Source organism: Fulvivirga aurantia, assembly GCF_009711475.1.
Lineage (GTDB): Bacteria > Bacteroidota > Bacteroidia > Cytophagales > Cyclobacteriaceae > Fulvivirga > Fulvivirga aurantia.
On sequence record NZ_SMMD01000421.1, the window covers coordinates 1 to 2,563 of the forward strand.

General features: G+C 39.3%; 1 protein-coding gene. It reads left to right on the top strand.

The window, feature by feature from the left end; translation table 11 throughout:
- The first annotated feature begins 154 nt into the window (after positions 1-154).
- Positions 155-2,464, top strand: a complete 2,310-nt coding sequence (locus E1176_RS02530; RefSeq protein ID WP_155209009.1) for a transglycosylase domain-containing protein — start codon at positions 155-157, stop codon at positions 2,462-2,464.
- The last annotated feature ends 99 nt before the right edge of the window (positions 2,465-2,563 follow it).

Consider the following 2,563-nt stretch of genomic DNA (forward strand, 5'->3'; position numbering starts at 1 on the left):
TATTTCAACGATTTTAAACAACGAGATGTGATCTCAGAGAAAACTCAGAACTCAAAATTCCATAAATTTGTAATCACTAAAGATAATTTTAACATACTCTATCAGAGTAAAGATTGGGAAGCATACCTGGGCTTTTTTGACAAACATTATGGCAATGAACTTTAAGCAAATTTTTGATGAGCCACGTAAACTCTTTAAAGTAATAGTAAGAGTCGCCTGGATTATTGGCCTAAGCGCAATAATCTTATTACCACTATATTTCTACTCAGTAAGTGTTGATGCTTTTGGCCTATATGGAGGCATGCCAAGTATCAAGGCATTAGAAAATCCTGAAAATGACCTTTCTTCAGAGTTAATTACTTCTGATGGGGTGTCTTTAGGTAGGTACTGGCGCTTTAATAGAAGTCAGGCGAGTTATCGTGAATTGTCTCCAGAATTGGTAAATACACTTTTAGCTTCCGAGGATCATCGATTTGAAGAGCACTCTGGTATCGACTTGAGAGGTCTCTTACGTGCAGTCACCGGAGTAATTACCATGCAATATGCCGGTGGTGGTAGTACCATCACTATGCAGCTGGCCGAAAACTTATTTAAGACAATGTCTGAAAATGAGGGTCACCTGTATAACGTACCCGGACTAAGGCAATTGATCATTAAAACTAAAGAATGGATAATAGCTGCACAGCTCGAAAGAAATTTTACGAAAAAGGAAATCCTTGCCATGTATCTTAATACCGTATCATTCGGTAGTAATTCTTTTGGTATTAAAACGGCAGCAGAAACGTTTTTTGGCAAACCAACAGATAGTCTCAATTACCAGGAATCAGCGACACTTATCGGTCTTTTGCAGGGAACGACAGCATTTAATCCAATTCTTAATTATGATCGCTCTATAGTTAAGAGAAATCAAGTACTCAATAAATTATACCGTCATGGCCATTTATCGGCAGCAGAATTAGATTCTGTGAAAGCACTACCGATAGATCTTTCAGGTTATGATGTAGCCAACCAAAATAAAGGTTTAGCAACGTATTTCAGAACAGTAATTAAGAGAGACTTATTACAATGGTGTAAGGAAAATGATTACGACCTCTACGAGGATGGCTTAAAGATATACACCACTATCGATAGCCGAATGCAGAGATATGCAGAAGAAGCCGTACAGGAACACATGGCTGTTCTTCAGGAAAAGTTTTTTGAGCACTGGGAAGGAAGGGACCCATGGATAAGCACCGAGACAGGTCGGGTTATACCAAATTTTGTAGAAAAAAGGTTTAAACTAACTCATCATTACAAATCCTTAGTAAAAAAGTACGGTGAAGATTCAGATTCATTGAAAATAATGATGAACAAGCCCCGTAAAATGACTGTGTTTACGTGGGATGGTGACAAAGACACGGTGTTTAGTCCGTTAGATTCTGTTAGGTATTATAAACACTTCTTACATACGGGTATGATGTCCATGGATCCTCATACCGGTCAGATCAAAGCATGGGTAGGTGGAATCAATCACAGAGCTTTTAAATATGATCACGTAAGACAAGGTAAACGTCAGCCAGGATCAACATTCAAACCTTTTGTATATGGCACAGCTATTGAGCAAGGCTATACACCTTGTTATGAAGTGCGAGATGTGATGGTTACTTTTCAGGTGCCGGGAGACCCTCCAACATGGTCTCCACCTAATGCTGATGGTAAATATGGTACTGGTGAAAAAATGACCATTAGGCAGGGTATGGCAAGGTCGGTAAATACAATCACAGCCTATCTCATGAAAGAAGTTAAACCAGAAAATGTAGTTGATTTTGCAAAAAGAGTGGGGATTGAAAGTCATCTCGATGCAGTACCATCTCTGGCTTTGGGTGTAAACGATGTTTCTGTATACGAACTTGTTGGTGCTTATAGCACTTTCGCTAATTCTGGTATTTATACAAAGCCTAATTACCTACTTAAAATTGAAGATAAGAATGGTAATGTAATTCAAAACTTTGTGCCTGAAACAAGGCAGGCTATTAGTCAGCAGACGGCCTATAAAATGCTATATATGCTGAAAGGAGGAGTAGATGAAGTTGGTGGTACCTCAAGAGGTTTGAGTATGGAGCTTAAAATTGATAATGAAATAGGTGGCAAAACCGGTACAACCAATAACGCCTCAGATGGTTGGTATATGGGTGTTACCAAAGATTTGGTCTCTGGCGTATGGGTCGGAGGTGACGAGAGAAGCATTCATTTCAGAAGCTGGATATTGGGCCAGGGTGGACTAACTGCCCGTCCGATTTGGGATAAATACATGATGAAGGTTTATGCTGATGAAGAGTTAAATTACGAGAAAGGGCCATTCAAAAGACCTCCGGGCGGACTTGACATCACACTTGATTGTAGTCAGTATGGTAGCACTGAAGAAGCAGACTCTGTGCAGGTAGAAAAACAATGGGATCCGAATGACATGGATCAGTTTCAGTAATTGACTACATATGGAATCACCCAAGTATACCATTGATCAGCGAAATTTATTACCGAATGATGCAGGCGTATACAAATTTTTTAATGTAAATAGTCAGCT

Bases quoted from the DNA above. Each gene is read 5' to 3' on its own strand.
- E1176_RS02530 (WP_155209009.1), top strand. From the start codon at position 155: ATGAACTTTAAGCAAATTTTTGATGAGCCACGTAAACTCTTTAAAGTA.